Origin of the sequence: Vibrio algarum, assembly GCF_028204155.1 — a bacterium.
GTDB lineage: Bacteria > Pseudomonadota > Gammaproteobacteria > Enterobacterales > Vibrionaceae > Vibrio > Vibrio algarum.
Map to the genome: position 1 here is coordinate 55,693 of NZ_JAQLOI010000001.1, position 14,284 is coordinate 69,976.

General features: G+C 40.8%; 14 protein-coding genes and 1 pseudogene. 6 read left to right on the forward strand and 9 right to left on the reverse strand.

The window, feature by feature from the left end:
• Positions 1–23 precede the first annotated feature (23 nt).
• Positions 24–823, forward strand: a pseudogene (locus PGX00_RS00270) (symmetrical bis(5'-nucleosyl)-tetraphosphatase).
• A 52-nt stretch (positions 824–875) separates the two neighbouring features.
• On the opposite strand, the gene folA reads toward PGX00_RS00270, so the two are convergent.
• From folA to rplU, 6 genes are all read right to left on the reverse strand, one after another.
• The gene (gene folA, locus PGX00_RS00275) at positions 876–1,355 is read right to left on the reverse strand and encodes a type 3 dihydrofolate reductase (RefSeq protein WP_272137858.1); all 480 of its coding nucleotides are present in this window, start codon (positions 1,353–1,355) and stop codon (positions 876–878) included.
• 17 nt (positions 1,356–1,372) lie between these two features.
• A complete protein-coding gene (locus tag PGX00_RS00280) occupies positions 1,373–1,849 on the reverse strand; it encodes a threonine/serine exporter family protein (protein WP_272131805.1) in 477 nt (158 codons plus the stop codon).
• On the reverse strand, positions 1,837–2,604 hold the full coding sequence (locus PGX00_RS00285) for a threonine/serine exporter family protein (protein ID WP_272137860.1): 768 nt from the start codon (positions 2,602–2,604) through the stop codon (positions 1,837–1,839). The genes PGX00_RS00280 and PGX00_RS00285 overlap by 13 nt, the downstream gene beginning before the upstream one ends.
• Positions 2,605–2,766: 162 nt before the next feature.
• Positions 2,767–3,942, reverse strand: a complete 1,176-nt coding sequence (gene cgtA / locus PGX00_RS00290) for an Obg family GTPase CgtA (protein ID WP_272131807.1) — start codon at positions 3,940–3,942, stop codon at positions 2,767–2,769.
• Positions 3,943–4,165: 223 nt separating this feature from the next.
• Positions 4,166–4,423: a 50S ribosomal protein L27 gene (gene rpmA / locus PGX00_RS00295; protein ID WP_005417307.1), complete on the reverse strand. Its 258-nt coding sequence runs from the start codon at positions 4,421–4,423 to the stop codon at positions 4,166–4,168.
• Between the two features lie 21 nt (positions 4,424–4,444).
• A complete protein-coding gene (rplU, locus tag PGX00_RS00300) occupies positions 4,445–4,756 on the reverse strand; it encodes a 50S ribosomal protein L21 (protein WP_272131809.1) in 312 nt (103 codons plus the stop codon).
• 268 nt (positions 4,757–5,024) lie between these two features.
• Between rplU and ispB the strand changes: the two genes are divergently transcribed.
• Complete coding sequence (gene ispB, locus PGX00_RS00305) at positions 5,025–5,996, forward strand: octaprenyl diphosphate synthase (protein WP_272131810.1); 972 nt, start codon at positions 5,025–5,027, stop codon at positions 5,994–5,996.
• 40 nt (positions 5,997–6,036) lie between these two features.
• On the opposite strand, the gene PGX00_RS00310 is transcribed toward ispB, so the two are convergent.
• Together PGX00_RS00310 and mdh are read right to left on the reverse strand one after the other, a co-directional pair.
• Complete coding sequence (locus PGX00_RS00310) at positions 6,037–6,888, reverse strand: MurR/RpiR family transcriptional regulator (RefSeq protein WP_272131811.1); 852 nt, start codon at positions 6,886–6,888, stop codon at positions 6,037–6,039.
• A gap of 91 nt (positions 6,889–6,979) precedes the next feature.
• On the reverse strand, positions 6,980–7,915 hold the full coding sequence (gene mdh, locus PGX00_RS00315) for a malate dehydrogenase (RefSeq protein WP_272131812.1): 936 nt from the start codon (positions 7,913–7,915) through the stop codon (positions 6,980–6,982).
• Positions 7,916–8,258: 343 nt separating this feature from the next.
• On the opposite strand from mdh, the gene argR reads away from it, so the two are divergent.
• The 4 genes from argR (at position 8,259) to PGX00_RS00335 (ending at position 13,386) form a co-directional block, all read left to right on the forward strand.
• Positions 8,259–8,729, forward strand: a complete 471-nt coding sequence (argR, locus tag PGX00_RS00320; RefSeq protein ID WP_272131813.1) for a transcriptional regulator ArgR — start codon at positions 8,259–8,261, stop codon at positions 8,727–8,729.
• A 350-nt stretch (positions 8,730–9,079) separates the two neighbouring features.
• Complete coding sequence (locus PGX00_RS00325) at positions 9,080–10,048, forward strand: TAXI family TRAP transporter solute-binding subunit (RefSeq protein WP_272137862.1); 969 nt, start codon at positions 9,080–9,082, stop codon at positions 10,046–10,048.
• 222 nt (positions 10,049–10,270) lie between these two features.
• Positions 10,271–12,850: a TRAP transporter permease gene (locus PGX00_RS00330; protein ID WP_272131814.1), complete on the forward strand. Its 2,580-nt coding sequence runs from the start codon at positions 10,271–10,273 to the stop codon at positions 12,848–12,850.
• A 98-nt stretch (positions 12,851–12,948) separates the two neighbouring features.
• Positions 12,949–13,386 (forward strand): universal stress protein, encoded by a 438-nt coding sequence (locus PGX00_RS00335; RefSeq protein WP_272131815.1) that lies wholly within the window; start codon positions 12,949–12,951, stop codon positions 13,384–13,386.
• A gap of 75 nt (positions 13,387–13,461) precedes the next feature.
• Here PGX00_RS00335 and rluA read toward each other — a convergent pair whose 3' ends face one another.
• Complete coding sequence (gene rluA / locus PGX00_RS00340; protein ID WP_272131816.1) at positions 13,462–14,190, reverse strand: bifunctional tRNA pseudouridine(32) synthase/23S rRNA pseudouridine(746) synthase RluA; 729 nt, start codon at positions 14,188–14,190, stop codon at positions 13,462–13,464.
• Positions 14,191–14,284 lie beyond the last annotated feature (94 nt).

Sequence of the window (14,284 nt, forward strand, 5' to 3'; positions counted from 1 at the left end):
TTTTAAATAGAGAGTGTGATTACGTGGCAAATTATATTGTTGGTGACATTCAAGGTTGTTTTGATGAACTGCAACTGCTGTTAAACAAAGCCAACTTTGACCCTAGGCACGACACTATTTGGTTTGCTGGCGACTTAGTAGCACGAGGCCCTAGATCCCTTGAGACGCTAAGATTCGTGAAGTCCTTAGGCACTGCAGCAGTGACGGTTTTAGGAAATCACGACCTACATTTACTTGCGGTATCATTAGGCATTCATCCACAAAAGAAAAAAGATCGAACACTGCCGATATTCTCAGCACCCGATCGAAATGAACTTTTCGACTGGCTAAGACAACAGCCTTTGTTGGCTGAGCATGAAGAATTTGTCGTGTGCCATGCCGGCATCTCTCCTCAATGGGATCTAAAACAAGCCCGCGCAGCATCCAAGGAAATCGAAAAAAGCTCCAATCGAAAAACTGGACGTCATTAATTGAACAAATGTATGCCAATTCGCCAGATTATTGGAGTGATGATCTACAAGGAATCGAGCGTTATAGATACATAATCAATGCATTCACCCGTATGCGTTTTTGCTCTACCGACGGCAGACTCGATATGCTATGTAAACTCCCACCACAAGAAATTACCTCTGAAAAACTAGTACCTTGGTTCAAACTAAAACAGAGAGTGAAGTTAGAAAAAACTATTCTATTTGGTCACTGGGCTGCACTGTCGGGTTTTGAGAATAAACATGTAATTGGTTTAGACACTGGCTGTGTTTGGGGAGGAACTTTAACGATGCTTCGCTGGGAAGATAAAACCTTTTTTCTCAACAGAGCTTAAACTAATCGCCTTTCCTTTGATGATTAGTTGTAAGCCTATTGATTATCTGATGCTATCTCTCTAAAACAACAAACCGCATGTCATGAGCATTCTTTTCATCAGCGACAAATGACTCCGAATAGGTTTCTCGCCACCCTTGTTTCCAGTCTGGAAATTGTGTGTCACCTTCTACATCTAAATCAATAAACGTGAGATAAAGGCAATTTGCTTTTTCCAAGCAAGCTTGGTAAATCGAACCACCGCCAATGATCATGATTTCATTTTGATCACTAGCCATTTCAATCGCTTCTTCAATAGAGCTGACGCAATCTACACCCTCTATTTTTAGTGAGGTATCTCGGCTAATGACAATATTTTGTCGTCCAGGGAGTGGACGACCAATCGAATCATAAGTTTTTCGGCCCATAATAACTGGCTTTCCTAATGTACAGCGCTTAAACCATACGAAGTCCGCAGGTAAGTGCCAAGGCATCTGGTTTTCTTTTCCTATCACTCTATTTTTAGCCATTGCGGCTATCATGCTAATTTTCATTTTTCGCATTTCTCATTCTAAATTACCGACCGACGTCGATAGAATAGTAAGCCTGGCATTGCTAACCCAATAGCAAGACCAGCAATAATAAACATCGCTTTCAAAAAATTCTCCATCAATACAGAGACTAACTCCGGCGTATAACCTAAGTGATTTATCTCTACCAACGCTATCATAGCTTTAAAAGCAAAGACACCTGGAACCATTGGTATTAACGCTGCTACAGTAAACACTTTAGGATGAGCCAAAAATTGATGAGACCAATAAACACCGATCATACCGACGATAGTAGCAGCGCAAAACGTTGCCCACTCAATCGGAACACCATATTGAAGCATAAGATATCGAGAGCCATGTCCAATAGCACCACCAATAGCGCAATATTTTAATGCTTTTTGGGGTACATTAAACACTAAGGCAAAACCTACAGCTGGAATCGAGGCAAAAAACATATCATTAAGAAGACCTAGCAATAATTCCATTATCCCACCCATCCCCATACACCGACCACCGTCATTGCGCCAACAATACCTAAACAAGTCGCAAGAGTTAATAAACTGCCCATAACAAAACGAGCGATACCAATATTGATATACCCTTTAACCATATCAGCAACAGAATTAATTAATGGAAATCCAGGGACCAACATCAAAACGGAAGAAGCCATTGCTATAAAAGGATCGTTACCGATATCCAAGATCATCGCTTGAGCAGATATCAAAGTAGTAACAAAAGCCGTCACGGCAAAGTTTATTAGAGGGTTGAAATGTCTGTGACCAATTTCCTGTCTCACAATCATCCCCGTAGCTGATGCTAAAAATGTCATAGCGAAAATGGACCAATCCCCACCAGCTAAATGGCTAAAAGAAGCACATGACAGACCTATCATCAAAACCACAATCCAGCGATTATATCTCGCAGGGCTAATCTTGTTCAGACGCTCTTGAGCAAAAGAATAGTTCAGCACACCCTTTTCCATCATGATACATATGCGTTGAATCTGGGTAACAACCCGCATGTTTATGCCACGATCTGGTGCTCGTCTTGTGGTCGTCATGCACCGTTCCTGAATAAAAGTTGTCACAACAATCGAGTTAGCAGAAAGTGACACCTCTACTTCATCTGCACCGCTGGCGATCCCCATACGACGCATAATATCACCAACTAAGGTACTTTCCGCTCCATGCGCTAATAACATTTGTCCCGCTTGCGCGACTAATCTAGAGATAGCTCGTTGCTTGTCTTCTATACTCTTTTTTGTTTCCACTTCGCGCCCTTTTCCATCACATTAGCTAAATTTTCGTCCGATAGGCTATATTTTGCATCAAAACATAAGTTGATGACATGATTTAGACATAAAAAAACCGCAACATATTATTGCGGTTTCATCGATAAGATTTTTTAGGCCATATTAGTCACGAACATAGATAACGTGCCCGTCATCTTCATCGTCGTCATCCCAATCGTCATCATCCCAACCATCTTCTGTAATAACATCTTTACCAGACATGGCGTCTTTGTGGTAATCATCCCACATAAAGTCGACTTTTTCTTCTTCAGTCAGCTCAACTTCTTCGCGTGGCAGTGCTTCCATGAAATCCGCTAACTTGTAGCAAAGCTCTTTTGTACCACTTTTATTTACAGCAGATATCTTGAAGAATTGTTCTTCCCATCCGAGTGCATCTAAGATCTCTTGGATCTTTTCATCTGCTTCTTCTTCAGGAAGAAGATCGACTTTGTTGAAGATCAACCAACGTGGTTTCTTAGATACTTTTTCACTGTATTGCTCTAACTCATCAATAATGGTGAGCGCATTCTGCACTGGGTCACTACCATCGATAGGTAGAATATCTACCATATGAAGTAAGACACGACAACGTTCTAGGTGTTTAAGGAAGCGTATACCTAAACCAGCACCATCAGCTGCACCTTCGATCAACCCAGGTATGTCTGCAACAACAAAACTTTTCTCAGGAACAACACTTACCACACCTAAACTAGGTATTAAGGTCGTAAATGGATAATCTGCAACTTTAGGCTTTGCTGCAGAAACAGAGCGAATAAACGTCGATTTACCAGCATTAGGTAATCCCAACATTCCTACATCAGCTAAAAGAAGAAGCTCTAAACGTAGCTCTCTTACTTCTCCTTTAGTACCCATTGTCTTTTGACGTGGAGCCCTATTAACCGAAGATTTAAAACGGGTATTACCTAATCCATGCCAACCGCCTTTGGCGATCATCACTTGTTTGCCATGTTCCGCTACTTCACCAACAACTTCATTGGTGTGTATATCAACGGCACGAGTACCGACTGGCACTTTAAGTATTTTGTCTTGACCACGCTTGCCAGTACAGTTACCGCCTCGACCATTTTGACCACGCTCAGCAGCATAAAAACGCTGAAAGCGATAATCGATAAGAGTATTCAGGTTTTCGTCGGCAACGAGATATATATCACCACCATCACCACCATCACCACCGTCAGGGCCACCTTTGGTAATAAATTTTTCTCGCCAGAAACTAACAATGCCGTTACCGCCATCACCTGCTTCTATTTTTACTACCGCTTCATCTACGAACTTCATTTTTTACTCCGCATTGGGTGTAACTACCATCCTAAAGGGATGACAATAATTTTAGCAGATCCAAAATTATTTAGAACGATCACCCAAGATCCAATGCTAACTACTCAATAGAACATAAAGAAAGAAAACTCTTTATATAGGAATGTCTCTTGCTTTATGTTCTGCAATAAATAAAAAACCCCGCCGAATCGGCAGGGCTTTTAAATTCAGCTTGAAACTAAAATTATTCAGCTTCGATGCTTACGAATTTACGGTTTTTAGGACCTTTAACTTCAAATTTCACTTTACCTTCAGATAGAGCGAAAAGAGTATGGTCTTTACCGATACCAACGTTTGTGCCCGCGTGGAACTTAGTACCACGTTGACGAACGATGATATTACCCGCTAAAACTGATTCGCCACCAAAACGCTTAACGCCAAGACGTTTGCTTTCTGAATCGCGACCGTTACGAGTAGAACCGCCAGCTTTTTTGTGTGCCATTGTATATCTCTCCTAACTAAATTAAGCGCTAATGCCAGTGATTTTCACTTCAGTGAACCACTGACGGTGGCCTTGTTGCTTACGAGAGTGCTTACGACGACGGAACTTAACGATTTTAACTTTATCGCCACGACCGTGTTGAATCACTTCCGCAGTTACTCTACCGCCCTCAACAAGAGGTGCGCCAACAGCAATTTCTTCGCCATTAGCTACCATAAGAACAGTATCGAACTCAACTGTTGCGCCAGTTTCAACGTCTAATTTCTCTAAACGAAGGGTTTGACCTTCGCTTACTCGGTGTTGTTTACCACCAGATTGGAAAACAGCGTACATTTTTTACTCCGCTTTTTCCGCACAGCCTATGCAATTGTACGAGCATTTGGGGTGTGCGCTAAACTAATCATCAATAGGGCGCAGATTCTACGTGAATGTACTTCCTATGACAAGCCATATTTGTAAAAAAAGGCGAAAACATAATCGCCAAACAAAAGTGGACGAATGATGCCTTTAGATGATGTAATTATCAATGTTTTTTAGTGTAATATTAGATAATTATTAGAAGCAGCTCCCCTTGTAGGGACTGAACTTAGCCGGAAAGAAGATGGATTTTAAAGCTATCCAAGCACTTACTGCCAATGATATGGCAAAAGTAAACGAAATAATTCAAGATCAATTAAACTCAGAGGTTACTTTAATTAATCAACTGGGGTTTTATATTATTAGTGGTGGTGGAAAACGCATTAGGCCCCTACTCGCCCTTTTATCGGCTAAAGCTCTTGGTTATCAGGGTAAAGATCACCAAATGGCAGCGGCTTTCATTGAGTTTATTCATACGGCAACCTTGCTTCATGATGACGTTGTCGATGAATCAGACATGCGCAGAGGAAAAGAAACTGCCAATATCGCTTTTGGCAATGCATCTAGCATTCTTGTTGGCGATTACATGTATACCCGCTCATTCCAAATGATGACCAGCTTAGGATCCTTAAAGATCCTTTCTTTAATGAGTGAAGCCGTAAACGTCATTTCTGAGGGCGAAGTTCAGCAGTTGATCAATTGTAATGATCCTAATACTTCAGAAGAAAGTTATATGCAGGTCATCTATTCGAAAACGGCACGGCTATTTGAATCTGCGACTCAGATTGGCGCAATTTTAAGTGATGCACCAGAAGAAATTGAACGAGCGATGCAAAACTACGGTAAATATCTAGGGACAGCATTCCAGTTGATTGATGACGTTCTTGATTACACCGCTAACGGCAAAGAGATGGGGAAAAACGTAGGTGATGATCTAGCAGAGGGAAAACCAACACTTCCTCTTCTTTATGCCATGCAAAATGGTAACAAACAGCAAAGTGCAATGATTCAGGAAGCCATTGAGAAAGCAAATGGCATGGAAAAACTAGACGATATTCTCGCGGCTATGAATGAAACAGGCTCTTTGGAATACACCACTCAACTGGCGTATAACGAAGCAGATAAAGCAATAGCTGAACTCGCTATACTGCCAGAGTCAAAATATAAAGAAGCATTAATCGCACTCGCTCATCTTGCTGTAAAACGAAACAAGTAAAATATTACATTATTAGTAGAAAAGGGAGTTATTCCCTTTTCTATAATACACCTAATCCAAATATTTCCTTTTTTCTCTTTTCATCAGCAGCCGACTCTTTTTCAAATATCAACCCAACTAACCTAAAAAACAGAATATCAAATATCGCCATTTGCGAAATTTGAGCAACACTACTCATCATATCTAGATGATCTTCACTATAAGAAAACGTAAGAGTTATATCAGACAGCGTATTAAGACTTGATTGACCACCTCGAGTAATCGCTACAATTTTACAATTAGCTTTCTTAGCAACCTCAACTCTGGCCATTATGTCTGAGGCTTCACCATTTGCATTTAATACCAAGACTACGTCTTTATCTGTTAACTGATGCGCGAACGAATCTTGTAAAGAACCATCTGAATGAAACAGCACTAACTTATTAAGTTGTAATAATTTTTGCATTACATGGGAAGCAACGATGGATGATGGACCATGGCTAAATACAGCGATTCGTTGCGCATTAAAAAGTAATAATGACACTTTTTCTACAATTTCAGCGGTAAGTGATTCAAAAGAGTGTTCTAAATTTTCAGACAATAGATAAGACGATTTCTTAATAATATTCTGTAATGAATTATTATTGTTATTCTGTTCGGTATACAAAAAACGACTACTGCGTTGCGCCTGCAAGGCCATGTAGTCGAACTTAAACACAGAATATCCCTTATATCCCAATCTCTGCGCAAAACGAACTATAGACGCATTACTTACTCCACAACGCTTACCAAGAGCAATAGCGCTCATTTCAGAAATATCGGTAGTAGGTAAAAGAAGCTGGTTAGCAATTTTAATTTCAGCATCGTTACCATTTTGAGATAACGACTCTAATATTTTCATCAATTTAGACATGAAGAACCTACAACAAAAGCAATATCGAAACGCATTGTAACAAAAAAGGGCAGCGTGAATACGCTACCCTTTTTCCGATATATTGATTGTGCTACTTAGCGAACTCTTCGCCTATAGTAATATCACCATTCAACGTATCTAGCATTCCATCAAGTGCTTCTTTTTCAAATGCACTTAATTCACCATAGCTTAATACTTCTTCAACACCATCTTTACCCAATTTAACAGGTTGTGCGAAGAAGCGAGCGTGTTCACCAGAGCCCTCAACATAAGCACACTCAATGACACCCTCTTCGCCATTTAACGCTTTAACCAATGCCATACCGAAGCGACAGGCTGCTTGCCCCATAGATAAAGTTGCAGAACCGCCACCCGCTTTGGCTTCTACAACTTCAGTACCAGCATTTTGAATACGCGTTGTTAACGCAGCGACTTCTTCATCAGTAAACTCGACGCCTTCAACTTGTGATAATAAAGGAAGAATCGTTACCCCGGAGTGACCACCAATAACTGGAACACGGACATCGCCTGGATCTTTGTCTTTTAATGCTGCAACAAAAGTTTCTGAACGAATCACATCAAGCGTGGTAACACCAAATAGGCGACGCTTATCATAGACACCGGCTTTCTTTAGTACATCTGCAGCAATGGCAACCGTTGTATTTACGGGGTTAGTGATAATACCAACCAATGCTTTTGGACAAGTAACCGCAATTTTTTCAGCTAAAGACTTAACAATCCCTGCATTTACATTGAACAAATCTGCGCGATCCATACCGGGTTTACGAGCAACACCAGCAGAGATAAGTACAACATCCGCACCGTCAAGCGCAGGCGTTGGATCTTCACCAGCGTAACCTTTGATAGAAACTGGCGTTGGGATATGGCTTAAATCAGCGGCAACACCAGGTGTAACTGGCGCGATATCATAAAGGGCTAAATCAGTACCTGCTGGGAGGCGATTTTTCAGTAGTAGGGCAAGAGCTTGTCCAATTCCACCAGCGGCACCAATAACGGCTACTTTCATAGTAGTTCTCCTTGACTTGTAAAGTTAAGATTAATTTTGATTCACGTAATTTTTATGTATATATGTAAGGTATATGAAAGAAATTAAATGAATCATTAATCGATTACAATTAATTAACGTCAGCTTTGCGACTTAGCGCAACTCGTATCACGCGTGCTACAAAAGTCGTATTGAAATCTGGAACTTAACTAGGTCGGCAAATGTTAGTTCAATGTTACACCTCTCAATATACGAGTAATTATATTCAGTGATAAAAACAACAAAATTTGGGGGATTATTTGATGAATGTGGAAAGAGTATGAGAAGATGCTGCCATTGAATGGTATGACAAGAATAAAACATCATGCGCAATACAGAAAAACAAGATCATTTAGTTAAAGCCTTTAAAGCAATATTAAAAGAAGAACAATTTGGCTCTCAAGGTGAAATTGTTGACGCTCTGAAATTAGAGGGATTTGACAATATTAACCAATCCAAGGTTTCTCGAATGCTGACCAAATTTGGCGCAGTCAGAACAAGAAACGCAAAAATGGAGATGGTTTACTGTTTACCTGCTGAACTAGGCGTTCCCACGACCTCAAGTCCTCTGCGCGAGTTAGTTCTGGACATTGATCATAACAACGCCATTGTTGTTATACACACAGGTCCGGGAGCCGCTCAATTAATTGCTCGTCTACTCGACTCTTTAGGGAAATCAGAAGGCATACTCGGAGTAGTGGCTGGCGATGACACCATCTTCATTACACCGACAATAAATGTCACAACCAAGCAGTTGTTTGATTCTGTCTGTTCACTCTTTGAGTACTCAGGTTAACAGTTGAATTATTTGACGAATTAGTTAAATATTTCTTTCCCATATTAAATTTTTGCCATTCATTTTGTGACTAAAATCACAAAATGAATTCTGCTGTTTCAAAAATCAGCCACCTAAATAAGTGGCTGATTTTTATATTTAAAATATCAGATTTACAAATTAATCACTCTCTATTGAACAAAAGTCCACTTGTAATTATTCAGGAACTTTATATACAGAGTCTTTTTTTGGTACTATACGTCCACTTTTTCATGAATATGATTGAAAAAGATGCCTTTTCCAAACAGGAAGCACCTGCAACAACTAAGCACGTCGCTGCGGGGCAAATAATGAATAAAGAAGGAACATTCATGGCATTTATAAAACTTATCCGAACTGGTGCTGTTGCAGCAGCAATAATGACTGCAAGTACAGTTAGTGCTCAAGAGTTTATAACTATTGGTACTGGTTCAGTTACTGGTGTTTACTACCCAACCGGTGGAGCAATTTGTAAACTGGTCAATAAAGGACGAAAAACTCACAACATTCGATGCTCAGTTGAATCTACTGGTGGCTCAATCTACAACATCAATACTATGAGAGCTGGTGAGTTAGATTTTGGCGTCGTTCAATCTGACTGGCAATATCACGGTTACAATGGAACAAGCAAATTCACTGAGCAAGGCGAGTACAAAAAACTACGCGCGATGTTCTCTTTACACACAGAACCTTTTAACATTATCGCTCGTAAAGATGCTGGAATTAACGGTGTTGCAGATCTTCAAGGTAAGCGCGTAAACATTGGTAATCCAGGCTCAGGTGACCGAGCAACAATGAGCGTTGTAATGGATGCGTTTGGTTGGACAAATGATAGCTTTAAACTTGCAGCTGAATTAAAAGGTTCCGAGCGTTCACAGGCTCTTTGTGATAACAAAATTGATGCCTTTATCTACATGGTTGGTCACCCAAATGGCTCAATCAAAGAAGCAACGACATCATGTGACGCTGAACTCATTTCGGCAACAGGCCCTGAGATAGATAAAATTGTAGGTGAGAACCCATACTACACTTATACATCTCTTCCTGAAGGCACTTACCGCGGTACAGAAGGCGAAATTAAAAGCTTTGGTGTAGCAGCAACAATGGTGACGACAACTGACGTTTCTGATGATGTAGCCTATAATTTGGCTAAAGCCGTATTTGAAAACTTTGCCACCTTTAAACGCCTACATCCAGCATTTGCCAACCTTAAAAAAGAAGATATGGTAAAAGCGGGACTTTCAATTCCTCTACACCCTGGTGCAGAGAAATATTACAAAGAAGTTGGACTTCTTAAGTAATTGTTTTAACGCTATTAGTTAATTTAAGGAGGCTTTTGCCTCCTTATCAATTTATTTGTTGAAGGTTTTCTTTAACACAAATTCTGATAATCAATCACTTTGCTGTACAAAACCAAACTGAGCTAGCCTTTTTGAAAGATTTAAATACTTCCTTTCATAGTTTGAGCATTACTACTCTGTTTTGGCTTACAACAATAGACCATCAATATAAGGAAAACGTACATGACGCAGACAACCAAACCGTCTCCAGATGTGCAAGAAATGGTGGCCCAATCCGATACTGGCGCCCGTAACCCGAAAGGATTTCCCGGACGTATACTTTGGTTTGTGCCCCTTTGCTGGTCATTATTTCAACTTTGGTACGCTTCACCACTACCGTTTATATTCGATTTCGGCGTACTTAATGACACCCAAGCACGTTCTATTCACTTAACATTTGCTATTTTTTTAGCATTTACTGCCTACCCAGCACTTACTCATTCTCCTCGAGATAGAGTTCCTTTAGTCGATTGGGTTTTAGCTTTGGCTGGTAGCTTTGCAGCCTGTTATATTTACCTTTTTTATGCAGAACTTGCCGACCGATCTGGTGCACCTACAACGTTCGATATTGTAGCTGCCGTTATTGGTATGGTACTGCTTCTTGAGGCTACTCGCCGAGCATTAGGACCACCGTTAATGGTGGTTGCGGCTGTATTCTTGTTTTATACCTTCGCTGGCCCACATATGCCAGACGTTATCGCCCACAAGGGAGCAAGTTTAAATAAAGCTATGTCTCACCTTTGGCTAACAACAGAAGGTGTATTTGGTGTCGCTTTAGGCGTATCCACCTCTTTTGTATTCTTATTTGTACTCTTTGGTGCCATGCTCGATCGTGCAGGTGCTGGCGGTTACTTTATAAAAGTAGCCTTCTCCCTTCTTGGTCACATGCGTGGCGGTCCAGCAAAAGCAGCCGTTGTTGCGTCGGGCCTTTCAGGACTAGTGTCTGGCTCTTCTATTGCGAACGTTGTGACAACGGGTACGTTTACTATCCCACTAATGAAGCGGGTTGGTTTCCCTGGGACTAAAGCTGGCGCAGTAGAAGTTGCCGCGTCAACAAATGGCCAATTAACACCACCGATCATGGGTGCCGCTGCGTTCTTAATGGTGGAATATGTAGGCATCTCTTATGTAGAAGTAATTAAAGCCGCATTATTGCCCGCTTTGATCTCCTATATAGCCTTACTTTACATTGTTCACTTAGAGGCGTGTAAAGCAGGAATGACGGGACTACCTCGCCGCCATACTCCCAAGTTCATCAATAGCATGCTCTCTTTTGTAGGCACCATTCTCGGCTTATGTATACTCAGTGCTGCGGTTTACTACGGTGTTGGTTGGACTAAAGATGTATTCGGCGCTGCTGCCACACCGATAGTAACTGTCGTATTATTGTTGGCTTACGTAGGCTTAGTTAGCATTTCAGCTAGGTACAGAGAACATGCACAAATGTCCATTGATGAGGAGCTACTAGAGGTACCAGAAGCAGGACCAACCATTAAATCTGGTCTTCACTTCTTGTTACCCATTGTGGTTTTGGTTTGGTGTTTAACTGTTGAGCGTTTCTCTCCAGGGCTATCTGCCTTTTGGGCAACAGTCTTTATGATCTTCATTTTGCTAACTCAGCGCCCACTTTTGACATTCTTTTCGAAAGAAGGCGATATAAAAGAAAGCATACGTGAAGGCTTTGTCGACCTTTCAGAAAGCCTCGTTTCTGGTGCTCGTAACATGATAGGTATAGGTGTTGCGACAGCAGCGGCTGGTACGGTTGTTGGTGTTGTAACGCTAACAGGTATCGGCTTAGTAATGACAGACTTTGTAGAGTTTATCTCTGGTGGTAGTGTCATCTTAATGTTGCTCTTTACAGCGGTTATCAGCTTGATATTAGGTATGGGACTGCCAACGACGGCGAACTATATCGTGGTATCTACGTTGATGGCACCTGTTATCGTCACACTTGGTGCCGCTCATGGCCTAATCATTCCACTGATAGCTGTACACTTATTTGTATTCTATTTCGGTATCTTAGCCGATGATACACCTCCTGTAGGTCTTGCTGCATTTGCAGCTGCCGCCATAGCAAAGTCCGATCCAATTCGTACTGGTATACAAGGCTTTACCTACGATATTCGTACCGCGATATTACCATTCATGTTTGTGTTTAATACCCAGTTACTATTGATGGGTATCGACACCTGGTGGCATTTGTTCTTAACGGTTATGTCTTCAATAATTGCCATGTTGATATTCTCAGCCGCGACTCAAGGCTGGTGGTTTATTAAAAATAAATGGTGGGAAACTCTCCTACTATTACTTCTAACTTTTACTTTCTTCAGACCCGGTTTTTGGTGGGATATGATCTATCCTGCAAAGGTTCTTCATCCAGGAGTTGAGATAGCTCAAATTTCTGAAAATCTCAATGTGGGACAATCACTTGAATTAAGAGTCTCTGGTGAAACTCTAGAAGGCAAATACGTTGAAAGAACGGTTGTCTTGCCATTTGAAGATGACGCAAAAGGGTCAGAAGAACGAATTGCATCTATGGGTCTAATGCTTGTTGAAACCGACAATAAAATGATCGTAGATATGGTTGAGTTCGGCAGCCCAGCTGAGGCCTCTGGTATTGATTTTGATTGGGAAATCCAATGGATTGTTTTAAAAGCAGACAGACCAATGAAAGAGTGGGTCTTTGTACCTGCACTATTGATACTAATTGGTCTAGGCTTTAATCAGAGACGTCGCGCTCGTAAGGACGAACTCAGCGCGTAGAATTTTCGGCATTAGCAGTAAAGCTACCTTGTTAATGCCGAAAATAACTGAATAGGGATAAATAAGGGTGATTACCCTCCTAATGTAGAGATAATAATATGTATAAACAAATCCTTGTTCCTGTTGATTTAAACGACAAAGGCTTTTCAGATAGAGCGGTAGAACTCGCCGTTTGGCATGCGAAAGCATCCAATGCAGAGGTTCATCTTTTGACAGTACTTCCTGGCATTCATATGTCTATGGTCGCGACTTATTTTCCAAAAGATGCGGCAAATAAAATGAAAAAAGACGTTAAACGTCAGCTTGAAAAATTTGCGACTCAGCATATAACGGAAGATATCATCTATAAAACACACGTTGCTGAAGGCAAGCCTTATACAACAATTCTTGAGCACGCAAGCAAACTCGGCGCTGATTTAATCATCATGCCTAGTCACAAGCGTTCAAAGGTAGATAAAGTGGTATTAGGCTCTGTGGCAAGTAAAGTTGTTCAGAATTCACCTATTAATGTTTTGGTCGTTAAACCGCAAGGATAAACCGCACCAATAACATTGGTGATGGAATACTAGTTAACTTCAATTCCATAAACCATTCAACGTGTTTTTGTTCGCTTAAGTACTTTTAAGCAACTTATAATCTGGCAGCACTTTATCTGCGGTAAAGTGCTGTAATATCTCTTCTTTTGCCTCTTTATAAAAATCACATGCCACAAACAATGTCGTAAGCTCATTGTTTCTAGGGTGATAAAAACTTAGTTCGGTTGAATGCAGTTCTAATCTATTGGTCATCACCTGTGCTTCTGGATGAGCATAAAACTCATCTCCAATAATAGGATGACCAAGTGCCATCATATGTACTCGGAGTTGATGTGATCGCCCTGTGATTGGCAACAATCGAACCAGGGTCGTTTGCGCTTCTCTTTTTACTACTTGGTAGTGAGTCTGAGAAGGCTTTCCATTCTCGTAACACACTTTTTGCCTTGGTCTATTTGGCCAATCACAGATCAAAGGCAGATCAATTAGCCCCTCATCTTGTTCCACATCCCCCCATACTCTCGCGTAATAAACCTTATGAGTTAATCTATATTGGAACTGTTTTTTTATGTGCCGTTCTGCGTCTTTAGTCAATGCAAACAACATTAAACCAGATGTAGACATATCTAAACGATGAACGACTTGAATATCTGGAAAATCAACAACTAAACGACTCCACAGACTATCGTAATGCTCTTTTAGTCTACCGGGAACCGAAAGCAGTCCAGCGGGTTTGTTTGCTACTAAAACATGGTCATCTTGAAAGGTAATTTGAACAGGGTTTTGCGCTGGAGAATAATCGATCATGAATTCTAGTTTTCTCAATAAATAGTTGTTGTGCTGTCTAAACAGGAATACTGAGTAATAAAAACCTCTTATCACTCTCCATCAAGCTGAAACG

Coding starts and splice junctions, on each gene's coding strand:
- folA (WP_272137858.1), bottom strand. CDS start 1,355: ATGAAAATTAGCATGATAGCCGCAATGGCTAAAAATAGAGTGATAGGA.
- PGX00_RS00280 (WP_272131805.1), bottom strand. CDS start 1,849: ATGGGTGGGATAATGGAATTATTGCTAGGTCTTCTTAATGATATGTTT.
- cgtA (WP_272131807.1), bottom strand. CDS start 3,942: ATGAAGTTCGTAGATGAAGCGGTAGTAAAAATAGAAGCAGGTGATGGC.
- rpmA (WP_005417307.1), bottom strand. CDS start 4,423: ATGGCACACAAAAAAGCTGGCGGTTCTACTCGTAACGGTCGCGATTCA.
- rplU (WP_272131809.1), bottom strand. CDS start 4,756: ATGTACGCTGTTTTCCAATCTGGTGGTAAACAACACCGAGTAAGCGAA.
- ispB (WP_272131810.1), top strand. CDS start 5,025: ATGGATTTTAAAGCTATCCAAGCACTTACTGCCAATGATATGGCAAAA.
- PGX00_RS00310 (WP_272131811.1), bottom strand. CDS start 6,888: ATGTCTAAATTGATGAAAATATTAGAGTCGTTATCTCAAAATGGTAAC.
- mdh (WP_272131812.1), bottom strand. CDS start 7,915: ATGAAAGTAGCCGTTATTGGTGCCGCTGGTGGAATTGGACAAGCTCTT.
- argR (WP_272131813.1), top strand. CDS start 8,259: ATGCGCAATACAGAAAAACAAGATCATTTAGTTAAAGCCTTTAAAGCA.
- PGX00_RS00325 (WP_272137862.1), top strand. CDS start 9,080: ATGGCATTTATAAAACTTATCCGAACTGGTGCTGTTGCAGCAGCAATA.
- PGX00_RS00330 (WP_272131814.1), top strand. CDS start 10,271: ATGACGCAGACAACCAAACCGTCTCCAGATGTGCAAGAAATGGTGGCC.
- PGX00_RS00335 (WP_272131815.1), top strand. CDS start 12,949: ATGTATAAACAAATCCTTGTTCCTGTTGATTTAAACGACAAAGGCTTT.
- rluA (WP_272131816.1), bottom strand. CDS start 14,190: ATGATCGATTATTCTCCAGCGCAAAACCCTGTTCAAATTACCTTTCAA.